Consider the following 19,198-nt stretch of genomic DNA (forward strand, 5'->3'; position numbering starts at 1 on the left):
CATGGTAAAAACATATCTTCTGGAACGACGAAGTTGGATCGTCTATTTTATTTTCCAACTCCTTCTTTTGCTTTTTATTGCTTATATTGATCCGAAAATTTCACTATCATCTATAGTGTATGTAACCTTTCTTATGACACTTATCCTACTCTTTTTCCTTGCTTTTCGTTATCAAAAAGAAACTAAGTTTTATAAAGCTTTACAGGAACGGGAAAAAGATTTTGATTTAACTCGTTTAATAAAGCCTGATAGTCCGTTTGAGCAGATGATAGAAAGTAGTTTTATTGAGCAAATAGACTACTTAAAAACGATCGCCTCACAAAATCAAGTGAAATTAGAGCAGGAAAAAGATGATTTATTATCATGGATTCATGAAGTGAAAACCCCTCTAACAGCCATGCATTTAATGATTGAAAAAATAGAAGATGATACATTGAAATCCCAAATAACCTATGAGTGGCTTCGAATTCACTTACTTCTTGATCAGCAGCTTCATCAAAAACGATTGCTTTTTATTGAAAATGATTTACTAATAGAAAAAACAGATTTAGAAGCTTTGCTGTTTCAGGAACTAAAAACCTTACAATCTTGGTGTATTCAAAAAGGAATTGGTTTTGATATCGATCTTCAAAAAACAGAAGTATTAAGCGATACAAAATGGCTTGCTTTCATTATAAGACAGCTTTTAACAAATGCTGTTAAATATAGTGATCACTCTGATATTTATATTAAAAGCTATCAACAAGATGAACATACATACTTACAAATACAAGACTTTGGGCGAGGAATAGATGCGAAAGATCTCCCTCGTATATTCGATAAAGGCTTTACCTCTACAACCAATCATGATGACCAATCAGCAACAGGAATGGGACTGTATCTCGCAAAAAAAGTAGCTAAACCATTGTTAATTGAGATTACCATCCAATCCGAGCTGGGCGTAGGAACAACCATTATACTTACCTTTCCAAAAAGCAATGACTTTGTGAATGTAATGAGCATGTGACAACATTGTCACATGCTCTTCTATTTTGTTAGAACAATCGAGGGAAAAGCTGATCATCCTTTTTTATAATGAAGTTAGATGAAAGCTAAAGATCAATTCGTAATGAAAGGGAGTTTTTCCATGATGAATATTTTAGAAGCAACGAAAATTCATAAAAGCTTTGGCAATAAGTTTAATAAACAAGAGGTTTTAAAGGGAATAGATATCACAATTAAACAAGGTGAGTTTGTTAGTATTATGGGGGCGTCCGGTTCAGGAAAAACCACGCTGCTGAATGTCCTCTCCTCCATTGACCGAGTCAGTAGTGGTTCTATTATGATCCAAGGCAACGAAATGACAAAGCTTAAAGATAAACAACTTGCCCAATTTCGAAAAAATCATTTAGGGTTTATCTTTCAAGATTATAACCTGTTAGATACTCTTACTGTGAAAGAAAACATTCTTCTTCCACTATCAATCACAAAAACACCTAAAAAAGAAGCTGATCAAAAGTTTCAAGAATTGGCTACTGCCTTAGGCATTTATGATCTAAAAGATAAATATCCAAATGAAATATCCGGTGGACAAAAACAACGAACATCTGCAGCAAGGGCGTTTATTCATGAGCCGAGTATTATTTTTGCAGATGAGCCTACAGGAGCTCTTGATTCAAAATCCGCTTCAGATTTATTGCATAAATTAAGTGAATTAAATCAAAACCGCCAGTCTACCATTTTGATGGTTACACATGACCCAACTGCGGCAAGCTTCTGTAATCGAGTGATTTTTATAAAAGATGGACAAATTTATACTCAATTAAATAAAGGTGCGCAAGATCGACAGCGTTTCTTCCAGGATATTATCAAAACTCAAGGTGTATTAGGTGGTGTAAAATATGACCACTAATCAGCTTATATTTAGAAGCTTAAAGAAAAATCTTAAGAACTATTATCTCTATGCGTTTGCTTTGATTTTTAGTGTTGCTCTTTATTTTGCTTTCGTTACCTTGCAATATGATCCCTCTATGGATGAAGCAAAAGGTACAGTAAAAGGAGCAGCAGCTGTTAAAACAGCATCCATTTTACTTGTTGCAATTGTGAGTATCTTCCTTTTATACGCAAACAACATTTTTATCAAAAGACGTAGTAAAGAAATTGGACTATTTCAATTGATTGGGATGACAAAAGCTGAAATCTTTCGGATTCTAAGTACAGAAAATCTTATTCTCTATTTCGGCTCTTTATCTATAGGTATCTTTATCGGCTTTTCCTTTTCAAAGCTTATTACCATGATTTTATATAAAACAACAGCTGTTGATGAGATTGCTACCATGCATTTTTCTTGGCAAGCACTTGTCCAAACAATTTTTATATTTGTGGCAATCTATCTGCTAATCATCGGAATGAATTCCTTATTTATTAAGAAGCAAAGCATTCTCTCTCTTTTTCGAGTAACTTCTACAACAGAAGGAAAAGTGAAGAAAATATCAGTTATAGAAACCATTATTGGAGTTTTGGGATTAGCTCTTATTATACTAGGCTATTATGTGTCTTCTAAATTATTTGGCGGAGATTTTGCAACGGTTAATGAATTATTTTTTGCCATGACCTTTATCTTAGCTTCCGTTATTATCGGAACATACCTATTTTATAAAGGCTCTGTTCGCTTTATTGCAAACATTATTCGAAAGAAAAAAGGCGGATATTTAAATATTAATGAGGTATTGTCTCTTTCCTCCATTATGTTTCGTATGAAGTCTAATGCTCTTTTACTAACTATTATCACAACCGTTTCAGCTCTAGCCATTGGCTTGCTATCCCTCAGTTATATCTCCTATTATTCAGCTGAAAAGCAAGCACAAAATAGTGTTCCGGACGACTTTGCTATAACAAATGTTGAAGATGCAAATACTTTTAAAGGCGAATTAGAAGCAGCTAATATAGCATATAAGGAAAAGAAAATTGAGGTTCTTCAAGTCAATACGAACCTATCAAATATTTTAGACGCTAAATTAGAAGGGTTAAATTATCAGCCAAGCGCTATGCCAATGCCTGTTATTAGTGAGAAAGCACTTAAGGATATTGATGTTGCAGCAGATGAAACTCTTTTTACTGGCTATAATGATTTTCTGCAAAAGTTTATGAAAATGAAAAACTCCGGTCAAATTGAACTGAAGGGAAAAAATGAGGTCATTTCCCAAAAGCTTATAGGAATAAAAAGACATTATCCTATTTCATGGTATTTTACCAGTGGTGGAATACCTACCGCAGTTGTTGACGACTCTACTTTTAAGCGTTTAAAACAGGATCTTGAACAGGAAATTCAAAGAGAAGCTTCTATTTATATCGGGTTAAATATTAATGATGAGAGTAATATACAAAGAGCTAATGACCTTTTTCAAAAGCTGGGGTTTGACCAGAATGAAGGACATGATTCACAACTAGCTATGGCAAACGGTCAAAAGAGGACAATGGGGTTAGCGATGTTTATCGTTGGATTTTTAGGATTAACCTTTCTGATTACGTCAGGATGTATTCTTTACTTCAAACAAATGGATGAAGGTGAAGATGAAAAATCAAATTATACGATCTTAAGAAAGCTTGGATATACTCAAGGAGACCTACTTAATGGAATTAGAATGAAACAAATTTATAACTTCGGAATTCCATTGTTTATTGGATTACTTCATAGCTATTTTGCTGTTCAATCTGGATGGTTTTTATTTGGAACCGAGATATGGACACCGATGATTATGGTAATGGTTGTTTATACTGCGTTATATTCAATCTTTGGTATTTTGTCTGTTTTATATTATAAAAAGGTGATAAAAGAAGCTTTATAGTCGATGGCCCCTAACTTTTTGTTAACGGGTTCGGTTTTGAAGTGCAAAATTAGATTGACCGTACAGTAATTCGACGATAAATTAACAGATAATATGATTAAATGCTTGGAACATTGTGTCTCCAAGCATTTTTTTACACTTTATAGTTGCGTCTTCTGGGAAACAAACGGAAAAATTCCGTTTAAATTAGGAAAAACCAGCGTTTTTAACAAAATAGGGGGAATTTTTCCGCTTATTTGAACCAAATCTAAAGATTTGCTTCTATTTATAGAAGTTAACCGGAATATATCCGCTTATATCGGCTATTTATGCACCTACTATATACCTTAAGCGGAATTTCTCCTCCTATTTATTCTTCCTATACCTTCACATCAACAATGAATATCATTAGATCCTTTTCTTTCTAAACTATTTTCAACTTAAATATCCAAAACACTCCTACATTCAGTACATCAATCCCAATTATGCTGTTTTAATAAAAACAAATGGTAATTTTAGTATGAATTCTTTAGGTAATATAAAAAATTTTTGTGCAGTTTGTTTAATTAATAAACAAAGTCTGCTATAATTAATACAAACGCTTACAAATTTCTAGTAGATAAGGAGATTAAGATGAGTAAACAACCAAAACCTAACCAACCTATCGTTGAACATATTTTTACAGCAGATCCTTCTGCACATGTATTTGAAGGGAAAATTTATATCTATCCTTCACATGACTTGGATCATAATGAGCCTTCAAATGACAATGGTGATCAGTACAAAATGGAGGATTACCATGTATTATCAATGGATAATTTCGAATCTCCTTGTATTGATCATGGACAGGTTCTTCATGTAAAAGATATTCCTTGGGCAAAGAAACAATTATGGGCACCAGATGCAGCGTTCAAAAACAACACCTATTATTTGTTTTTCCCGGCAAGAGATCATGACGATATCTTTAGAATTGGTGTTGCAACAAGCTCAAACCCTGCAGGCCCTTTTACTCCTCAAGAGAGTTATATCCCAGGAAGTTTCAGTATAGATCCTGCCGTATTAGTAGATGATGACAACAAGTCTTATATTTATTTCGGTGGTCTATGGGGAGGTCAGCTAGAAAAGTGGCAGACTGGAATTTTTAATCCAGATGGTGAGGGTCCTGCAGCATCAGAGCCGGCATTAGGTCCGATGGTAGCTGAACTAGAGGATAATATGCTTACATTTAAATCTAAACCGCAAGAAATCTCAATCGTTGATGAAGATGGCAATCCAATCTTAGCAGGTGACGAAGAGAGACGATTTTTTGAAGGAGCTTGGGTACATAAATATAATGATGAATATTATCTTTCCTATTCAACTGGAACAACTCACTGCATCGTTTATGCAACAAGCAAAAACCCACAAGGTCCATTCACGTATAAAGGGAAAATTCTTACTCCAGTAACAGGCTGGACTACTCATCATTCAATCGTTCAGTTTGAAGATAAATGGTATCTATTTTATCATGATTGTTCATTATCAGACGGAGTCGATCATAAACGTAGTGTGAAATATGCGGAAATACACTACAATGAAGACGGCACTATTCAAACGATAGATCCTTATAAATAAGCTAACTTGGAACACTACAATGAATTATTGTGGTGTTCTTTTACATTTTTTCAAAACCTTCACTAATTTTGAATTTAGTTGATTTAATTTCATAATAATGACTCTTAAATCAAAAAACGAACATTTTTATTCATCCTCAACTTTTTAATAAACAATACACGGATAAAAACACTAATAAAGGTGAAATTCATACGTATTTTTGTAACAAATGATTCATTATGAAATTGATTCAGTTGGGGAAGAATAAGATTATAACAATATAATATAAAGGGTACGATCAAAATGAGCCAAAAAAAACCTACTCTCGCTACAATTCATACACTAGGCACAACATATCTTCAACAGCACAATCCAATCATGATCGCTTGGTGGTCTGCAGTATTTCCTGGATTTGGACATTATTTGCTTAACCAGTATATAAGAGCTACCCTTTTAACCTTAAGTGAAGTTTTTATAAATACATTTGCTCATATCAATGAAGCAATGATCTTTTCCTTTTGCGGTAAATTTAAACAGTCTGTATCCATTTTAGAGCCGAAATGGGCTTTTGGCTATCTCATAACATACCTAGTAATCATCTGGGATAGCTATAGGTCTACTGTTTATCAAAACAAATTATGTCACATTGCTTATTTAGAAAATCATTCTGTTTCAAGGTTGAAAATTGCACCGAACGAAATTCAATATATCGAAAGAAAAAGTCCATTTGTTAGTGCGTTTTACTCTTTGCTCTTTCCAGGCCTTGGCCAACTTTACAATCATCAAGTTGCTCTTGCCTTCTACGCTATGCTTTGGTGGTGGATCTATTTAAGCTTTTCAAACCTCCATGAAGCCATACTAACATTAGTATTCGGTAATGTTGTTGGTTCAAGTTCAACCCTTGACCCACACTGGTTATTGTTTATGCCATCAGTATTGGGAGGATCCATTTATCAAGCATATGTCACAACAATTGGACATAATAAGCTATACCGTATTGCACAGCGTCAGCATCTAACAGAGCGATATGGACAAAATCGCCCTCGTATCTTCAAGTAAGCAGGAGTTTTATTATGATTATTGTTGGAACATTTGAACAAACAATTGAAATGGAGCAAGCCCTAGCCGTTCTAGAAAGCAAATATGTCACAAGAGAGCAAATACTTGTGACTTTTATGGAAAGTGATCCAAATGAACGACTACAAGGTAGAACGAGGAGCGCTCGTTCAAATGCCTTTGAAGTTGGAATGGCTTGCGCGACTGGTAGTGCTGTTATTGGTGCTAGTATAGGATTTATCCTAACTCTAGGCCCAATTATATGGGGGTTACTTGGTGCATTCATTGGATTTACAATTGGTTATAGCATCTATTACCTCAATAATAAGAATGGCTCTAAAATGCCAAAACGGTTGCCTGAGGTGACCGTTATCATTCAGTGTTTAGAGGGTGATCAAATTCAGTTGATTAAGAATGTTTTATGGAATTATAAGGCTCTTACTGTGGGGGTGTTAAAATTATAGAAAGTATGGCAATTTGTTTCTTAATCAACCGAACTTAGTCATAACCCCCTATCGCTTCACTAGCAGAATATATTCCTCACAGCTTATATTGACAACAAACCACCCTTCCTCCTGCTTAAAGCCCTCTTGCGCGTAGAGCCTTTCATTATCCGCATTAACCAGGAGTATAGTCATGATTTCATCTCCTTTATCTTTAAAATAAACTATTACTATTTTACTAAATTTATTGAATTGCCAAATAACTTTGTTTATTTAGTAGCCAAACAAAGTTAAAGTTGTTATAATCAATTTCAGTTAGGGCTCTACCATTACCATACATAGTTAACTTCCTACAGAAATGTAAGCCCTTACTTTATTTCATTTAATAAAAAGGAGGTTCATTAGAGTTATTCAGAATTTGTTTTAGAAAGCCTTTCAAATCTATATTAAAAAGGAGATTAAAACATGTTAAACGTATTACGTAAACCAATTATTTCTGGATTAGCCCTAGCCTTATTATTACCTGTAGGAATGAGTACTGCTTCTGCTGCTACTACTACGGAAAAACCTAGTATTAGTGCCTTAACAGCACCACAGTTAGACCAAAGATATAAAGACTCCTTTACAATCGGAGCAGCTGTAGAGCCAAGTCAATTAGAAGGTAAAGATGCAATCATGTTAAAACGCCATTATAACAGCATCGTTGCTGAAAATGTGATGAAGCCAATTAATATTCAGCCAGAAGAAGGAAAGTTTAACTTTAAAGAAGCTGACAAGATTGTCAAATTTGCAAAAGAGAACAATATGGACATTCGATTCCATGCTCTAATCTGGCATAGCCAAGTGCCTGAGTGGTTCTTCCTTGATAAAGATGGGAAAAAAATGGTCGATGAAAAAAATCCTGTAAAACGTATGAAAAATAAAAAGCTTTTATTAAAACGTGTTGAGGATCATGTTAAAACGATTGTTACACGTTATAAAGATGATGTGAAATCTTGGGATGTTGTAAATGAAGTCATTGATGATGGTGGTGGATTACGTCAATCAGATTGGTTTAAAATCACTGGAACTGACTTTATTAAAGTAGCCTTTGAAACTGCTCATAAATATGGTGGAAATGATGCTATGCTTTATATTAATGACTATAATACAGAAGTAGAATCAAAAAGAGATGACTTATATAATTTAATTGTAGACCTTTTAGAGCAAGGCGTCCCAATTGACGGTGTTGGACACCAATCACATATCCAACTTGGATGGCCTACTTTGCAACAAACAGAAGATTCTATTAATCTATTTGCTAGTCTTGGATTAGATAATCAAATTACAGAGCTTGATGTAAGTCTATATGGTTGGCCACCAAAACCTGCTTATAAAACATACGATGAAATTCCAGCTGAAGTTTTTAAAGCTCAAGCAGAACGATACAATGCTTTATTTGAACTGTACGAGAAACTAGATAAAAAAATTAGTAACGTTACTTTCTGGGGAATTACAGATAACCATACTTGGTTAGATGACCGCGCTGAGGAGTACAATGATGGCGTAGGAAAAGATGCTCCATTTGTGTTTGATCCAGATTATAAAGTGAAACCTGCTTATTGGTCTATTATTGATTAATTTATTTTATAGATACTCCAGAGTAAAAGCTGGAGTATTTTTTTGTTAATTAGGTCTCTATAATTATTTTACAATATTAAATATATCGTTTTTGCTCTTACTCATTTACTTTTCTCTCCCCTCTTATTTCACTCACTTTAGTCGTTTGTAAAATATTCCCTTAAACAATAAAGCGTTTACTATTTCAGGAATTGTAAAGACTTTATTAAGCTACTGTAAAGGCGTTTTACAATACGAAATTTCAGAGGAATTATACCCATTAATACTCCCTTTTCATAGTGTCATTTATAAGCATCTGGCACTACTAAAATTAACTTACAAAAAAATATGATAGTAGAATATAACCATTATTCAAAACAATTAAACTATTACAAAATAATTCTGCTATATTTAGCTTTGGAGACTTAATCTCTCAAAAAAATTAAAGGATGGATGTATCGAATGAAGTTGCAAAGCAAGCTTAAAGGTAAAAAGATTTTAACTAGTACTTTAGCCATTTGTTTGTTATCAACCCCGTTTATGACAAGCGTTGTAAATGCAGCCAAACCTACTACTTCTAAGGTTCAATCACAAGTAGAGCTTCGAATTATGGAAACGACAGACATTCATACGAACCTGCTCAACTTCGATTACTACAAAAATGCTGAAGCTCCTAAACTTGGACTAGCTAAAACAGCAACTCTTGTTAAGGAAGCAAGAAAAGAAGTAGATAACTCTGTCCTCGTAGACAACGGTGACCTTATTCAAGGAACCCCTCTTGGCACCTATAAAGCAAAGATCGATCCACTTGAGGACGGCGAGGTACATCCAGCTATCGAAGCAATGAATATGATGGATTATGATATGGTTACACTTGGAAACCATGAGTTCAACTATGGTCTAGACTACCTAGATGAAGTGTATGATGATGCAGAATTTCCTTTTGTAAATGCAAATGTTTATATTGATGATCATGATGATAATCCATCAAATGATGTTAATAAATATAGCCCTTATAAAATCGTTAATAAAAAAGTAAAAGATGAAGATGGGAAAACGAATGTTATCAAAGTTGGATATATTGGTTTTACTCCCCCACAAATCAACGAGTGGGACAAAGCTCATCTAGATGGTAAAGTAATCACAAAAAATATCATCGAAAGTGCTAAAAAATATGTACCTCAAATGAAGAAAAAAGGTGCAGATGTTGTGATCGCTTTAGCTCACTCTGGTTTTAGTGCAAATGAAGACAACACAGAAGATGCAGTTTATGCTTTAAGTAAAGTAGACGGAATTGATGCTATTACATTCTCACATACTCATAAAACGTTTCCAGCTAAGGATGTTGCCAGCTTAGATGCACTTTTCAAAGGTGCTGACGGACAACCATTACCTGGAGTAGATAATAATAAAGGTACAATCAATGGTGTTGCTGCTGTTCAAGCAGGCTATGGCGGTGGTTCTCTCGGAATCATTGATCTTACCCTTCAAAAGATTAAAGGAAAGTGGGAGGTTTCTAATTCTCAATCTTCTACTAGAGCAATAGATAATGTGCAACCTGATCAAGAAATTGTCAACGCCGTAAAGGATGCACATGAAGATACGATTGACTATGTAAATACACCAATCGGAACAACAACTGATGATATTTACAGCTATTTTGCCCTTGTTCAAGATGATCCTTCTGTTCAAGTCGTAACAAATGCGCAAAAATGGTATGTAGAAAACTATATCTCATTGAACAAGCCTGAATTAAAAGATCTTCCAATTTTATCTGTTGGAGCACCTTTCAAGGCAGGTCGTAATGGTGTTGAAGAATATACAGAAATCAAAAAAGGTGATTTAACAATCCGTAGTGCTGGGGATCTGTATCTTTATGACAACACATTAAAAGCTGTAAAGGTGAATGGTTCAGTTGTAAAAGAATGGATTGAAATGTCAGCAGGTAAGTTCAATACAATTGACACCACTAAAACTGATGCACAACAATTATTAAATCCTTCTTTCCCAGTGTATAACTTCGATGTCATTGACGGAGTTGAATATCAAATTGATGTCACTCAGCCAGCTAAATACGACACGAAAGGGAATCTTGTTAACCCAGAATCCAGCCGTGTTGTTAACTTAGAATACAACGGAGAACCAATTGATCCAGAACAAGAATTTGTTGTGGTGACAAACAATTATCGTGCTGGTGGCGGTGGGAATTTCCCTGGTCTCAAAGGCAGTGAGTTAGTCGTGGATTCTGCTGATGAAAACCGCCAAATTTTAATGGATTATATTTCGGAAGTAAAAGAAGTTACTCCAACAGCTGATAATAACTGGTCTATTGCACCAATCCCTGCTGATGTGAACGTTACATTTACAACCTCACCGAAGGCAGAGCAGTACATTACTGAAGGAAGTCCATTCTCATATACTGGACAAACTGATGATAAAGGCTTTGGTATTTTCAATATTGACCTAAACCGTGGGGTAAAGGTACAGCTTTTAGGGTTAAATGATTTACATGGCCAATTAGATACAGTGACTAAAGTAGGTGAGTCTTTAGCCGGTCAAATAGAATATACAGCTGCTGCCCTTAAACAGGAAGAAGCAACAAATCCAAATACTTTACTAGTTCATGCTGGTGATATGATTGGTGGCAGCCCACTTATCTCAGCTCTTTTCCAAGATGAGCCAACAATTGAAGTTTTAGAAGAAATCGGCTTTGATGCTGGAACATTAGGTAACCATGAATTCGATGAAGGAATTGATGAGTTAAAACGGATGATGAATGGCGGAGATCACCCAAATGGAACTCCAGGCTATGATGGAATGGACTTTCCACTTGTAGCTGCAAATGCTTATGACACAAGAGATGGACAGCTAATCACTAAACCTTACACAGTATTAGAATCTGGTGGTCAAAAGATTGGTGTCATTGGGGTTGTGACTCAAGAAACACCTTCAATGATCGTGACAAAAGGAAACGAAACTTTAAAAATTACAGATGAAGCAGAAGCAATTAATAAATATACAGCGGAATTAAAGGCACAAGGTGTTGAATCGATTGTTGTTTTAGCACACAATCCAGCTACACAAACTGGTTATACTGACTCATTTGATGCTAGCAGAATAGCAGAACAAATAAATGATGAAGTTGATGTTATCTTTGCTGCTCATAACCATGTAAATGTTAATAGAGTGGTAGATAATAAATTAATTGTACAAGCTTATTCTTATGGGTCTGCTTTCTCAGATGTTGATTTAGAAATTGATCCTTTTACAGGGGATATTTTTAGTAAAAAAGCAGAAATTAAAACAGTTTACCAGGACAAATATACTCCAGATACTGCAGTAGCAACTATCATGAAGAAGTATAAAGAAAAGGTTGAGCCAATCAAAGCTCAAGTAGTTGGTCAATCAGTATCCACCCTTGAAAAAGGCTATCCTTCAGTAACCAATGAGTTCGGTGACAATGGACTTGGCAACCTCATTGCTGATGGCATGAAGGATGCAATGGGCGCTGACTTTGCCCTTATGAACGGTGGCGGAGTTCGTTCACCACTTGAAGCTGGTGAGATCACATACGGTGATTTATTTGCAGTGCAACCATTTGGAAATGTATTGAATAAGGCTACTCTAAGTGGTGCTGATTTACGAGTTATTTTAGATGAGCAAATTACTGAAAGAGGTCTTGATTACCATATTTCAGGCTTTAAATATACGTACACTTATGATGCTGCTGCTAAAACTGGAAAAGTACAGGATATTCTTTTACCTGATGGAACTCCAATCGACCCAGCAACAGAATATACAGTCGTTGTAAATAACTATATGTATGGAAATATTAAAACTAGCTTCGGAAAGCTTTCTTCAAGCATGGAAGTTGGACCAGTAGATCTTGATGCTACAGTTGAGTACGTTAAGAGTTTACCTTCTCCAATTGACTATAAATCCGAAGGAAGAATCACAAGAGTGAACTAAACTGAAAGGAGACTGACCTAATTGTGTCAGCCTCCTTTTCATTTCTAAAAAATCAATGCTAGAACAAACGTCCAAAGGCATACAAACCCTAGTAACCCAAAGCTATATTTTAATGTCATTTTCGTTAACTCTGCTTCTTTACCTGTTTCCCCTACTGCTGCTGTTGCAATGGCAATAGATTGTGGAGAAACAAGCTTCGCCATGACTCCTCCGGCAGTATTTGCAGAAACTAATAAAGATGGGTTTGTTCCAATGATGTTACCTGCTGTAGCTTGAATTGGTGCAAATAATGTATTGTTATTTACCACAGATCCTGTCATGAATACGCCAATCCACCCTAATATTGGAGCTAATAATGGGAATATATCCCCTGTTGTGGCTACCGCTTGCCCTAACGCAACTGTTAATCCACCGTATGTCATTAGCTTTGCAATACCAATAATCGCAGAAATCATCACGATTAGAATTCTAAATTCTAAAATCGTCTTTTTCAATAATTTAAAGCTTTCTTTGAACCTAATTTCTTTTGCAGAAGCGACAGTTGTTAATCCTGCTAAAAGAATGGCTGTTCCTGTTGCCCCTATTAAATCAATTCCCATCCCTATTGAAGAGCCAGGGATTGTGAACTTTACTGCTGTTCCTGCAAGTAACCCACCTTCTGTAAATAGTCCTTTAAAAACTGGTAAACTCCAAATTAAGACAAAGATTGTTAGCAAATAAAATGGAGACCATGCTTTGATTACTTCACTCATAGAATGCTTTTCAACTTCACACTTTTTACCGTTTAGCAAGAAAATTTCTTTTGGTTGCCATTTTTTCAGAAATAACGCTAGCGTCCCCATCGCTAATAGTGACGGAATAATATCGGCTAACTCTGGTCCTATCGTGACTGTAATGACTGCCTGTGTCACTGTATAAGTAGCAGATGTGACTAAAATAGCTGGTAATATTTCTTTCACTCCTTTAAAACCGTCTAGTAACCAGACTAGGAGAAATGGTATGGTAAAGTTGATCATTGGTAGAGTTAAAGCCGTCATCATTGAGACGTTCATTGATGTTACACCTTCCAAATGAAATGTATCAATGATGCCCACCGGTATACCAATTGCCCCAAAAGCTCCTGATGCACCATTTGCTATCAAGCACAGCATCGCTGCCTGCAATGGTTTAAAGCCTAATGAAACTAAGAGTACAGCACATATCGCAATTGGAACTCCAAAGCCTGCTGCTCCTTCAAGAAATGCGTTAAAGCAAAAGCCAATTAATAATAAATGAATCCGTTGGTCTTGAGAAATCCCTACTATACTTCCTCGAAGTATATCAAACTTACCTGATTCTACTGCAATTTTATAAAGCCATACTGCCATCACAATGATATAACCAATCGGCCATAATCCTAATATGGCTCCTTGGATGACACTTCCGATTGCTTCTCCAAAAGGGAGCTTAAAGACTACTAATACAATTAAGAAGGTGACTGCTAAGTTTAATAAAGCTGCATGTATTCCCTTCATCTTGAACACTGTTAAGCATAATAGAAACAATATGATTGGTATGGCTGCAACTAATGCTGATATGGCGAGATGCTGAAATGGATCAAACGTCTCAACTAACATGATGAATTCTCCTCTGTGTGGTTTTTACCTAACCCCAAATAGTAGCTTGAATAGCTTTTAGTGTTTTAACTGACTTTGTGAATTTTTCTTGCTCTTGATCATTTAAAGATAGCTCTACAACTTTCTTTATACCTGTGCGATTGATCACAGCTGGGACCCCAATATAAACATCACTGTGTCCATCTTCACCATCAAGGTAAGCCCCAACTGGTAAAACCACATTTTCGTTCTTTAAGATTGCTCTCGTAATTCTCGCTAATCCCATAGCAATTCCGTAATATGTTGCCCCTTTAGATTCAATGATTTTATAGGCAGCATCTCGAACTTGAACTGCAATTTCCTGTTTTCGTTCCTCTGTTAATTTCGGTGCAATTGGTGTACCAGAAATATTTGCAGAGCTCCATACAGGTAATTGAGAATCACCATGTTCTCCGATAATATAGCCATGTACACTTGTTGGGGCTGTATCAAATTCTTCACCTAATAAATAGCGGAATCTAGCAGAGTCTAACACTGTTCCAGATCCGATCACTCTTTCTTTTGGCAATCCAGAAAATTTCCATGTTGCGTAGGCTAAAATATCAACTGGATTTGTAGCCACTAAGAAAATTCCGTTAAATCCAGATTGCATAATTTGGTTTACAATAGATTCAAAGATTTTTACATTTTTACTTACAAGATCTAATCTTGTTTCTCCGGGCTTTTGTGCAGCACCGGCACAAATAACAACAAGTGCTGCATCCTTGCAATCTTCATAAGTACCAAATGTGATGCTCATAGAATTTGGTGCATAAACAATTCCATGATCTAAGTCCATTACGTCACCTTTCGCTTTTTCCTCATTTAAATCTACAAGCACTAGCTCATCACTGATTCCTTGATTCATTAACGCATAAGCATAGCTTGATCCAACCGCTCCAGTACCAACTAATACAACTTTATTTCCTAGTGTTACATTCATTTTGTATTCCTCCAATTTATCATTTTATATTGTGAAGTTTTTCACAATCCAGTGTGTGTTTTATAACTTGAGTTAAGATTAACACCATAATGTAATTTATAATGTGATAAAGATCACACTCTGTTAATCTTTTTATAAAATCTAGTTAGAACTAGATTTTAATACACTTAAAGCCCCTTCTTTAAAAGATAAAAAGAGGGGATTTCTCCCCTCTTAGTTAAGTTTAAAATTTTAATTATTCTTTATTTTATTACACCTGAATCTAATAACCCACATTGATGAAGCCCCTTCATTATGCCATCTTCATTATTAGAAGTCGTTACATATTTAGATATACTTTTTAAATTTTCTACTGCATTTCCCATTGCAATAGGGTGCTTAACAAGTTGAAACATTTCAATATCGTTCAATCCATCACCAAATGCATACGAATTTTCCAATGATAAATTCTGATGTTCCATTAATCGTTGAATGCCTGATGCCTTAGAAGTGTCTCTAGGATACACATCACATCCTAAAGGAGAGTGCCGAACAAATTGAAAATATGGAAATTGCTCTTGATAATAGAGTTCCTCGCCTATATTACAGAAAAGGACCATTAAATGAATGGGGGATTTTAAATACATCGTCTCATCTACTGGAGGATATTTTGTTCCTACACGTTCTATGTAATTTTTTGTGATTACATCAGAATTTCCTGCAGTAACTGTTATATATTCAGCGTTGTAAAATGCTAAATCATGACCGTTTTGAGAAGCTGTTGTATGTAAAAGCTTTACTTCATTTTGGTCAAGTGGATTTTCATAAATAACCTTACCCTCGTACATAACATACTGGCCATTCATAGCAACACATGAACGAATACCTGTGAGTTCTAATACATTACCAATCTCACTAATATTTCTACCAGTAGCTATAACTGGCTCAGCACCTAACTTTTTTATGGTCTTAATAGCATCTATGGAACTATTAGCTACTTTAAATTCACTTGTTAAAAGAGTGCCATCCAAATCAAAAAATACAATCGGTGTGTCTACCAAAATCATACTCCTCCTTTAGAAATGATCCTTGAAAGGTATAAAGAAAAAGCCTTGAGATGTTCAAGACTCCATTTTATGCTCGTTATTCTCCTAAGCCTTGCTTTGTAATAATTTCAGAGATTGCCTGGGCAGCTTCACTTTCATCTGCACCTAAAGCAGTAACTTTGATTTCAGCACCTTTGGGAATACCGAGAGACATAACTCCCATAATTGACTTTAAGTTTACACTTTTCCCTTTATAATCAAGTGTAATTTCTGCATTAAACTTTGACGCCACACTTACTATTTGAGTAGCTGGACGTGCGTGAATTCCAGATTCATCGATAATGTTAAATGTTTTTTCTACCATGTAACCCGTCCTTTCAAACATCTCAATTTTATATTACTCTATCATGCAATAAGACTATTTTGTTTCAGTCACCGATTTTACTGAAGGATCTTGCTTTCGTTTTCCAAAGAATATTTTGTAACAGGCAAATCCAACAACGATTGTATTGATTAGAAACTGATTATCGAGGTATAACTCACTTAAATATCTACCGTGTGGTCCTAATGCATAATCGACAAATGTTTCAATCATACTACCTCACCTTTCTCTTACATAGTTTCTTTTAAAAAAGGTTCATTAAAATTAATAGCTCCAGTCAAAAACTAGAGCTATACTTAGACAATTTTATTTCTCTTTAACACCTATATATAGTCATTTTACATTGTTTTCAATTATTATACGAGAATAACTTTTGCAAAAGTAATACTCTGGGTGTTCTAGTTAAATATTGCGAATATCTTATAAACAACATAGTTGATGAAGTTTCCACCTTGGTCAAGACTTGATACCAAGCTTGTTCCTTCTGGCATATTGAATTTACCGTCAATTGCTAATTGAGTATGAACTTGTGCTAAATCTGTAGCTAAGTATAAAGTTAATGCGATTAAAATTGTTCCTACAATAACAGAATGAATAATATTTCCTCGTGCAGCACCTACAATGAATGCCACGATAAATGGAATTGTGGCTAAATCTCCAAATGGCAAAACATTGTTACCAGGTAATACTACAGCTAATGCAACCGTTATTGGTACTAAAATTAAAGCTGTTGAAATAACTGATGGGTGTCCAATCGCAACGGCAGCATCTAGACCAATGTAAATGTCTTGCTGACCAAACTTTTTGCTTAAGAATGATCTTGCTGATTCTGAAACAGGCGTTAAACCTTCCATTAGTATCTTAACCATTCTTGGCATTAACACCATAACCCCTGCCATGGCCATACCAACTTGGATCACTTCACCGAATGAATATCCTGCTAGTAATCCCAATCCAATACCTAAAATCAATCCCATGAAAATAGATTCTCCGAAAACACCGAAGCGTTTTTGAATCGTTTCTGGATCTGCATTCCAATTCTTAATTACTGGTACTTTTTGAATAAGCTTAACAAGTGGTATTCCAAGTGGTGCGTAAGAAACTGTACTTCCTGTTGCAACAGCAATACCTTCAAGATCAAAATAATCTCTTAACATAGGTGCTGTCCAGTCTGCAATTTTCAAACAAATGATCTGGAAAATAACTGCAGCCGCTAATCCTTGGATTATGCTTCCTGAAACTGTATAAACAAGAGCTCCTGTGAATGTAAAATGCCAGAAGTTCCAGATATCTACGTTCATTGTTTTTGTTGTTTTCGTAACAAGCATGATAACGTTTACTAATAGGCCCAAAGGAATAATAAATGCAGCTATTGGTGATGCCCATGACATTGACGCAGCACCAGGCCATCCAACATCTATAACATTTAACTCAATTCCAAATCTCTCAACCATCCCGTTTGCTGCTGGTCCTAAGTTACTTACTAATAAATCAACGACTAGAAAAATACCAACGAATGCTACACCAATTGTAATACCTGAGCGAAAAGCTTTTCCTACCTTTTGTCCAAAAGCAATACCAATTAAGAAAATGGCAACAGGTAAGATTACTGTTGGTCCTAATGCTAGAAATGCTTGTAAAGCTTCTACCATACCATTCATTTTAAATTCGCCTCCTTTTAACATCTGTCGACTCTAAGATTGAAAGGACCTCGATTCGCTAAAGATTAGAGAATCGAGATGTTTAAGAATCTATTATTTTTTAAGTTCCTCTAGAATCTTTGCTTTAACATCATCTAGTCCGATTCCTGTTAAGAACGCTCTTGCATTAATAACCGGGAATGGATATTCTTTTTGTACAATTGTTGTACTAATCAAAAGACTAGCTGTATCTACATAAGAACCAACTTCAGTAATTTTAATTTGTTGAAGAGTTGCATCAATTCCATTTTCTTTACACATTGCCTCTACAGCATCATTAACGATTGTAGAAGTTGCAATACCAGCACCACATGCGATTAATATTTGCTTTTTCAACTTACTCACCACCTTTCACAGAAAAATTAAGCTTATCTAGTAGTAAATCTTTAATTTTTGTTTTCGATTCTTCAGTAGATAATTCTGATAGGACATTTTCATCCTGAAAAATACGCATTAAGTTTTGTAGAAGTTCTAATTGGGAGTGTCCCTCATCCATAGCTAACATAAACACTAATTTAACAGGAGTTTTTTCCCTATCTTCACCCATAATGCCGAACTCCACTGTATCTTTTAACACTCCGACACTGATTGCTTTTTTATTTACATGCTCAGTGTCAGTATGCGGAATAGCTACAGAACAACCATTCGTTGGAAGACCCGTTGCATATGATTTCTCCCTTTCAATTACTGCTTGGATATAACTTTCTTTAACTATTCCTAAATCATTTAAGTTTCTTGCCATGATCTCAATTACTTCTTCAGAGCTGCTAGCTTCTATATCTTTTAAAATAAGAGTTTCATCTAATAACACTTTGTTATCCTCCAATCAATATCTAGTTATTCACTTCACTATGGTTTAGGTTAATCACGTACAATTGATTGGAAAAGCTAAATGTGTAGTTCCAATTTTAATCTTTATTAACCTTGTGTTTTATTTTGTAGCTACTAAAGTAATCATATCACTTAGAAAGCCTTTTCTGAATGCGGTTTCATCACCATTGGTTGATCTTGAGTTGTACAACATTGTGATGTAAAAAAATAATTCTAT

16 protein-coding genes are annotated in these 19,198 nt (G+C 35.1%); 8 read left to right on the forward strand and 8 right to left on the reverse strand.

Annotated features, from left to right (window positions below; all coding sequences use genetic code 11):
- The first annotated feature begins 1 nt into the window (after position 1).
- The 8 genes from D9842_RS19825 (at position 2) to D9842_RS19860 (ending at position 12,466) form a co-directional block, all read left to right on the forward strand.
- Positions 2 to 1,006, forward strand: a complete 1,005-nt coding sequence (locus D9842_RS19825) for a sensor histidine kinase (RefSeq protein WP_121664020.1) — start codon at positions 2 to 4, stop codon at positions 1,004 to 1,006.
- A 123-nt stretch (positions 1,007 to 1,129) separates the two neighbouring features.
- A complete protein-coding gene (locus tag D9842_RS19830) occupies positions 1,130 to 1,891 on the forward strand; it encodes an ABC transporter ATP-binding protein (RefSeq protein ID WP_121665147.1) in 762 nt (253 codons plus the stop codon).
- Positions 1,881 to 3,827: an ABC transporter permease gene (locus D9842_RS19835; protein WP_121664021.1), complete on the forward strand. Its 1,947-nt coding sequence runs from the start codon at positions 1,881 to 1,883 to the stop codon at positions 3,825 to 3,827. The genes D9842_RS19830 and D9842_RS19835 overlap by 11 nt, the downstream gene beginning before the upstream one ends.
- A gap of 612 nt (positions 3,828 to 4,439) precedes the next feature.
- Positions 4,440 to 5,420, forward strand: coding sequence for a glycoside hydrolase family 43 protein (locus D9842_RS19840; protein ID WP_121664022.1), 981 nt, complete (start codon positions 4,440 to 4,442; stop codon positions 5,418 to 5,420).
- 282 nt (positions 5,421 to 5,702) lie between these two features.
- A complete protein-coding gene (locus D9842_RS19845) occupies positions 5,703 to 6,458 on the forward strand; it encodes a hypothetical protein (RefSeq protein ID WP_121664023.1) in 756 nt (251 codons plus the stop codon).
- 14 nt (positions 6,459 to 6,472) lie between these two features.
- Positions 6,473 to 6,919, forward strand: a complete 447-nt coding sequence (locus D9842_RS19850; protein ID WP_121664024.1) for a hypothetical protein — start codon at positions 6,473 to 6,475, stop codon at positions 6,917 to 6,919.
- A 444-nt stretch (positions 6,920 to 7,363) separates the two neighbouring features.
- Positions 7,364 to 8,518: an endo-1,4-beta-xylanase gene (locus tag D9842_RS19855; protein ID WP_121664025.1), complete on the forward strand. Its 1,155-nt coding sequence runs from the start codon at positions 7,364 to 7,366 to the stop codon at positions 8,516 to 8,518.
- A 441-nt stretch (positions 8,519 to 8,959) separates the two neighbouring features.
- Positions 8,960 to 12,466, forward strand: coding sequence for a bifunctional 2',3'-cyclic-nucleotide 2'-phosphodiesterase/3'-nucleotidase (locus D9842_RS19860; RefSeq protein WP_121664026.1), 3,507 nt, complete (start codon positions 8,960 to 8,962; stop codon positions 12,464 to 12,466).
- Between the two features lie 44 nt (positions 12,467 to 12,510).
- On the opposite strand, the gene D9842_RS19865 is transcribed toward D9842_RS19860, so the two are convergent.
- From D9842_RS19865 to D9842_RS19895, 8 genes are all read right to left on the reverse strand, one after another.
- Positions 12,511 to 14,082, reverse strand: coding sequence for an L-lactate permease (locus D9842_RS19865; protein ID WP_121664027.1), 1,572 nt, complete (start codon positions 14,080 to 14,082; stop codon positions 12,511 to 12,513).
- Positions 14,083 to 14,110: 28 nt separating this feature from the next.
- Positions 14,111 to 15,043, reverse strand: coding sequence for an L-lactate dehydrogenase (locus D9842_RS19870; protein ID WP_121664028.1), 933 nt, complete (start codon positions 15,041 to 15,043; stop codon positions 14,111 to 14,113).
- Positions 15,044 to 15,285: 242 nt separating this feature from the next.
- On the reverse strand, positions 15,286 to 16,083 hold the full coding sequence (locus D9842_RS19875) for a Cof-type HAD-IIB family hydrolase (RefSeq protein WP_162987517.1): 798 nt from the start codon (positions 16,081 to 16,083) through the stop codon (positions 15,286 to 15,288).
- 82 nt (positions 16,084 to 16,165) lie between these two features.
- Positions 16,166 to 16,432, reverse strand: a complete 267-nt coding sequence (locus D9842_RS19880; protein ID WP_121664030.1) for a phosphocarrier protein HPr — start codon at positions 16,430 to 16,432, stop codon at positions 16,166 to 16,168.
- Positions 16,433 to 16,486: 54 nt separating this feature from the next.
- Positions 16,487 to 16,663, reverse strand: coding sequence for a hypothetical protein (locus D9842_RS26065; protein ID WP_162987518.1), 177 nt, complete (start codon positions 16,661 to 16,663; stop codon positions 16,487 to 16,489).
- Positions 16,664 to 16,848: 185 nt separating this feature from the next.
- Positions 16,849 to 18,111, reverse strand: coding sequence for a PTS galactitol transporter subunit IIC (locus tag D9842_RS19885; RefSeq protein ID WP_121664031.1), 1,263 nt, complete (start codon positions 18,109 to 18,111; stop codon positions 16,849 to 16,851).
- 93 nt (positions 18,112 to 18,204) lie between these two features.
- The gene (locus D9842_RS19890) at positions 18,205 to 18,486 is read right to left on the reverse strand and encodes a PTS sugar transporter subunit IIB (protein ID WP_121664032.1); all 282 of its coding nucleotides are present in this window, start codon (positions 18,484 to 18,486) and stop codon (positions 18,205 to 18,207) included.
- A 1-nt stretch (position 18,487) separates the two neighbouring features.
- Entirely contained in the window at positions 18,488 to 18,961 is a 474-nt protein-coding gene (locus D9842_RS19895) for a PTS sugar transporter subunit IIA (RefSeq protein ID WP_121664033.1), read from the reverse strand.
- Positions 18,962 to 19,198: the final 237 nt, after the last annotated feature.

The organism is Metabacillus litoralis (assembly GCF_003667825.1).
Taxonomy (GTDB): domain Bacteria; phylum Bacillota; class Bacilli; order Bacillales; family Bacillaceae; genus Metabacillus; species Metabacillus litoralis_B.